This window comes from Streptomyces sp. NPDC002156 (assembly GCF_053593675.1).
In genome coordinates this window covers 1-5,361 of record NZ_JBSFDA010000313.1, presented here as the reverse complement: position 1 = coordinate 5,361, position 5,361 = coordinate 1, and the positions used below count along the sequence as shown (strand labels likewise).

Sequence of the window (5,361 nt, the reverse complement as noted above, 5' to 3'; positions counted from 1 at the left end):
AAGGGGCAGCGAGGTTTAAGCTCGCCGTGTCTGCATTCCACCATCCGGGCAGGCCCTGGGCTCCGCATCGAGGTTCCGAGCCTATCGGGACGCCTGGCACATGGCATCGGGCATATACGGGATGCCGCCGAAGCCGGGAAGTGGCCGGGGCACAAGCGGAATCCGCCGAACTGGCCTGTACCGGACGCATATCCACCGACTGGCCACCGCATATCCGCAGTTTTCCAGCGGTAGAACGCACCTTGGTGGCAGTCTGCTCAACAGCAGATACGGAAAGTGGCAAGCCACGAACAGGCACGCAGCCGGAGGTGCACGTCCCATGGCGTCCAACGTCAATCCCACCGTCAGGCGACGCCGGCTGGGCCAGGAGTTGCGCAGGCTCCGCGAGGAAAAGAACATGACGGCCGAGCAGGTCGCCGAGCGGCTGCTGGTCTCCCAGTCGAAGATCAGCAGGCTCGAGAACGGCAGGCGCAGCATCAGCCAGCGTGACGTCCGCGACCTGTGCGGGGTGTACGAGGTCGAGGACAAGCGGATGGTCGACTCCCTGATGGAGATGGCCAAGGACTCGCGGCAGCAGGGCTGGTGGCACGCGTTCGGGGATGTCCCGTACAGCGTGTACATCGGGCTGGAGACGGACGCGGAGTCGCTGCGGGTCTACGAACCCCAGATCATCACGGGCCTGTTGCAGACTCGGCCGTACGCCGAGGCCATCATCCGGGGCGGGTCACCGGAGAGTTCGTCGGAGGAGACCGAGAAACGCGTCCAGGTCCGTCTGCGGCGGCAGGACCGCATCACCGCGGAGACGGACCCGCTGCGGCTGTGGGTGGTCCTGGACGAGGCGTCCCTGCGCCGGGCCGTCGGCGACAAGCGGGTGATGTGCGAGCAGTTGGAGCACGTCGCGGAGATGTCCCAACTCCCGCACGTCACCGTGCAGGTGCTGCCGTTCGGGGTCGGCGCGCATCCCGGCATCAACGGCCAGTACGCCATCCTGGAGTTCGCCGACGCCGCGGATTCGAGCGTGGTGTACATCGAGGGCGTGACCAGCGACCTGTACCTGGAGAAGCCTCATGAGGTGCAGAAATACACGGTGATGTACGAGCATCTGCGGGCCCAGGCGCTGAACGTGGACGACTCCCTCCACCTCATCCAGGATGTGGCGAAGGAGTACGCGCGCTGAGCCGACCCGGCACAAGCGGCCGGATCCTACACCGGGCTAAGACCAGGTGGAAGGTTCTCCGGAATATGCCATCCGGTCGAGTGAACGACTGCTCCGAACGTGAGCGTCGACGAGTAGCGTCGATCACGCCAACGATCGCCAAAGGTTGGCGCAAACCGCACCGCGTTCCCCTATGGGGCAGTGGTGCGGCGACAGCAACTCGGCATCTGAACTACCGGAGCAGAAATGGCAATTCCTCAGGGCGCCACGGACACGTGGACGAAGTCTTCGTACTCCAACAACAACGGCGCCTGCGTCGAGGTCAAGTCGCCCACCGTCTCGGCGCTCGCCGTCCGCGACTCGAAGGTCACCGAGGGCCCGACCCTCTCGTTCCCCTCCGATGCGTGGAACTCGTTCGTGACGTCGGTGAAGTAACACCGCTCACGACGATCACCACGCAGCAGAACAAGCAGTAGAGCAAGAAGCAGAACCAGCAGTAGAAGCAGTAGTAGAACAACTTCACAAGCACCACCGAAGAGCCCTCTCGACTGGCCCGCCGTCCTAGCCGAGGGGGCTCGGCATTTGCCTCAGGAGCGCAACTTGTCGACGTACCGGTCCGTCCCCGGCACGGTGGGAACGAACGGCGCCACCAACTCCACGCGCCCCAGCCCCGATTCGCGGACCGCCTCCCCCAGCCCCGCGAAATGCGCCTCCCAGCAGTCCCGTGGATCCGCCTCCAGGAACCACAGCAGTGTCAGCCGTACGTCCACGCCCTCGACCTGCTTCACGTACGTCATACGGTCGCCGGGCAGCGGGGTCGGCCGGAAGACGGTGACCATCGCGGCGGGCGAGCCGGCGAGCCGCTTCGGCAGATGACGGGCACGCAGCCACTCCAGCAACTCCGCCCGGGCCGCCGGGCTTTCGGCGTCGATGACCTGCAACACCAGCCCCGCGTACGGGTGGTCCAGCGCGTGGAAGTCGCGGGGGCCGGCCGCGCCGTCCCGGTAGACCGTCGTCTCGTGGTCCTGGAACGCGGTGAAGACGTGCGTACGGTCGTGATAGACGCGGGCGTCGCGGTTGAGACGCTTGTTGATGCCCACGGTCCAGCGCATGTGGTCGGCGTAGCGGCCGTCCGTGATCCAGTAGGTCGAGAGATAGCACCCTGCCGTAACCGGCTGCGCTATCGCCGACTTCTCGGGGTGGCGCAGGAGTTGGAGATCCCGGGTCGCGACCCAACGGCGGCCGGAGAACATCCAGGGCATGGCCATCGCGCCAGAGATGAAATGATCGTCTTCGTACCAGCGGTTGTACGCGTACTCGTGACCCGGGTGCGGTTCGACCATGGTGATGAGCGCATGGCCGGGGCGGACTCCGTACGGGCCCACGGCCGCGAGTTGGGCGTACACCTCGCTACGGGTGTCCTCACTGCGGGTCTCTTCGCTCATTGCCTTCCCCTCTCGCTCTCTTCTTTCTCTTCCTTCCTCCTTCGGACGCCCATACTCTGACGCTCCGTCAGATAATCCGCCAGTGCCGGGGAGGGCTTCGATGTCGCTGCTCACAGGGAAGACCGTGGTGGTCTCGGGGGTCGGTGCCGGGCTCGGGCGTCAGGTCGCGGCGGCCGTCGTGCGGGACGGGGGCAACGCCGTGCTGGGGGCGCGTACCGAGGCGCACCTCGTGAAGACCGCCGCCGAGCTGGATCCCGACGGGGCGCGTACGGCGTACCGGGCGACCGACATCACCGACGAGGAGCAGTGCCGGGCGCTGGCCGGGCTGGCGTGCGAGCGGTTCGGGCGGATCGACGGGGTCGTCCATGTCGCCGCCTGGGACAGCTACTTCGGGGGGATCGAGGACGCGGACTTCGAGAGCTGGGCGCGGGTCGTGGATGTGAACCTGCTGGGCACCCTGCGGATGACGCGAGCCTGCCTGCCGGCGCTGAAGGAGCGGGGCGGGAGTGTGGTGTTCATCGGTACGCAGTCCGCCGTGGCCGCTCCCTCGCAGGTACGGCAGGCCGCGTACGCCGCCTCGAAGGGGGCGCTGACCAGCGCGATGTACTCGCTGGCACGGGAGTTGGGGCCCCATCGGATACGGGTCAACACCGTGCTGCCGGGCTGGATGTGGGGGCCGCCGGTGGAGGCGTACGTGCGGTTCACGGCCCAGGGGGAAGGGGTACCGGAGGAGGAGGTACGGCGGCGGCTCGCGGAGCGGATGGCGCTGCCCGAGCTGGCCACGGACGGGGATGTCGCGGACGCGGCGGTGTTTCTGGCGTCGGACCGGGCCCGGGCCATCACCGGGCAGTCGTTGCTGGTGAACGCGGGTGAGCTGATGCGGTAGCCGTAATTCCGCCATTCTTCACGCTGCACGATTTATTCATGGACATGAACGGAGGTCAGTTCCGCGAACTTTTTTACTCCCTCTTGACTCACCGGGCGGTTGTCGCTGCCATGTCAGCGAATCGACGATGAGCGGGCGCTCGACACCCCCGCTCGACTTGCTCGACGCCCCTGGGAGGGAGCACATGAACGGTCTCGACTGGACCGTGCTCATCGCTTACTTCGGTGTGATGGTCGCGATCGGTGTCTGGTCCCACAAACGGGTGGACAACGTCAGTGACTTCTTCACCGCGGGCGGAAAGATGCCCTGGTGGCTGTCCGGCATCTCCCACCACATGTCCGGCTACAGCGCGGTGATGTTCACCGGCTACGCGGGCATCGCCTACACGTACGGCGTCACGTCCTTCGTCACCTGGTCCTTTCCCATCGCACTCGGCATCGCGATCGGCTCCAAGCTGTTCGCGCCGCGCATCAACCGGTTGCGCTCGCGGCTCCATGTGTCGTCCCCGCTGGAGTACCTGAAGAACCGGTACGACCTGAAGACGCAGCAGGCGCTGGCCTGGTCCGGGATGCTGCTGAAGATCGTGGACGTGGGTGCCAAGTGGGCCGCGATCGCGACCCTGTTGTCCGTCTTCACCGGCATCTCCCTCAACCAGGGCATCCTCATCACCGGTGCGATCACCGCCGTGTACTGCACGATCGGCGGGCTGTGGGCGGACGCGCTCACGGAGTTGGGGCAGTTCGTCATCCAACTCCTGGCGGGCATAGCGATGTTCGTGGCCGTGGTGATGAAACTCGACGACCACGGAGGGTTCTTCGGGGTCTGGGACGAGCCCGCCCTGCAGGGGCACGGCAAGCCGCTGGTGGGCCCCTACGGCACGGTGTTCCTGCTCGCGTTCCTCTTCATCAAGCTGTTCGAGTACAACGGCGGCATGCTCAACCAGGCACAGCGGTACATGGCGACGGCCAGTCCGAGGGAAGCGGAGCGGTCGGCGCGGTTGTCGGCGATCCTGTGGCTGGTCTGGCCGTTGGTGCTGTTCTTCCCGATGTGGATGTCTCCGCTGCTGGTGGAGTCGCAGAAGCCGGACGGTTCCGACTCCTACGCCCTGATGACCGAACAGCTGCTTCCGCACGGTCTGTTGGGGCTCGTCATCGTCGGGTTCTTCTCCCACACGATGGCCATGTGCTCGTCCGACGCGAACGCCATCGCCGCCGTCTTCACCCGGGACTGCGCGCCGGTGATCTGGAAGCGGGCGCGGGCGTGGACGGACTCGTCGGGGCTGGTCGCGGCGCGAGTGACGACGGTGGTCTTCCTCGGGCTGTCGATGGCGGCGGCGACGCAGGTCAACTCCCCCGCGTTCAAGGACATCATCACGGTCGTCATCAAGTGGGTGGCCGGGCTGATGGGGCCGATGGCGATTCCGATGATGCTGGGTCTGCTGCGGCCGTTCCGGCGGTCGGGGCCGACGGCGGCGCTGGGGAGTTGGTCGATGGGGTTGCTGGCCTTCTGGCTGGTGAACTACCCGATCAACTGGAACGTGGAGGGCGGGGTGCCGCTCCAGTACCAGGTGTCGATCCCGCTGGCCGTGTCGCTGGTGCTGTACATCCTGATCGGGTTCCTGCGGCCGGAGGACACGCCTGAGCGGTTGGCGATCATCGAGAGCGTGAACACGGACGGGGACGACAGTGCGGCGGTTCGGGTGCCTGTGCCGGAGCCGGCGGATTCGGTGCCGGGGAAGGGGTGGGCGAAGGACTAGCTCTTCTCGCCCCCGCCGCCCCTACCCGTCCCATCCCCTGGGGGCTGCGCCCCCAGACCCCCGCTGTCGGCCCTGAACGGGCCTCGTCCTCAAACGCCGGACGGGCTGACTACCCAGC

At 66.6% G+C, this 5,361-nt stretch carries 5 protein-coding genes; 4 read left to right on the top strand and 1 reads right to left on the bottom strand.

What is annotated here, in order from left to right; all coding sequences use genetic code 11:
• Positions 1-319: 319 nt before the first annotated feature.
• On the top strand, positions 320-1,177 hold the full coding sequence (locus tag ACWCRB_RS48885; protein WP_235477805.1) for a helix-turn-helix domain-containing protein: 858 nt from the start codon (positions 320-322) through the stop codon (positions 1,175-1,177).
• 225 nt (positions 1,178-1,402) lie between these two features.
• The gene (locus ACWCRB_RS48880; protein ID WP_369032330.1) at positions 1,403-1,591 is read left to right on the top strand and encodes a DUF397 domain-containing protein; all 189 of its coding nucleotides are present in this window, start codon (positions 1,403-1,405) and stop codon (positions 1,589-1,591) included.
• A 152-nt stretch (positions 1,592-1,743) separates the two neighbouring features.
• On the opposite strand, the gene ACWCRB_RS48875 is transcribed toward ACWCRB_RS48880, so the two are convergent.
• A complete protein-coding gene (locus tag ACWCRB_RS48875) occupies positions 1,744-2,601 on the bottom strand; it encodes a hypothetical protein (protein WP_451002229.1) in 858 nt (285 codons plus the stop codon).
• A 100-nt stretch (positions 2,602-2,701) separates the two neighbouring features.
• On the opposite strand from ACWCRB_RS48875, the gene ACWCRB_RS48870 reads away from it, so the two are divergent.
• Together ACWCRB_RS48870 and ACWCRB_RS48865 are read left to right on the top strand one after the other, a co-directional pair.
• Complete coding sequence (locus ACWCRB_RS48870) at positions 2,702-3,487, top strand: SDR family oxidoreductase (protein ID WP_451002228.1); 786 nt, start codon at positions 2,702-2,704, stop codon at positions 3,485-3,487.
• Between the two features lie 184 nt (positions 3,488-3,671).
• Entirely contained in the window at positions 3,672-5,243 is a 1,572-nt protein-coding gene (locus ACWCRB_RS48865; protein ID WP_451002227.1) for a sodium:solute symporter family protein, read from the top strand.
• Positions 5,244-5,361: the final 118 nt, after the last annotated feature.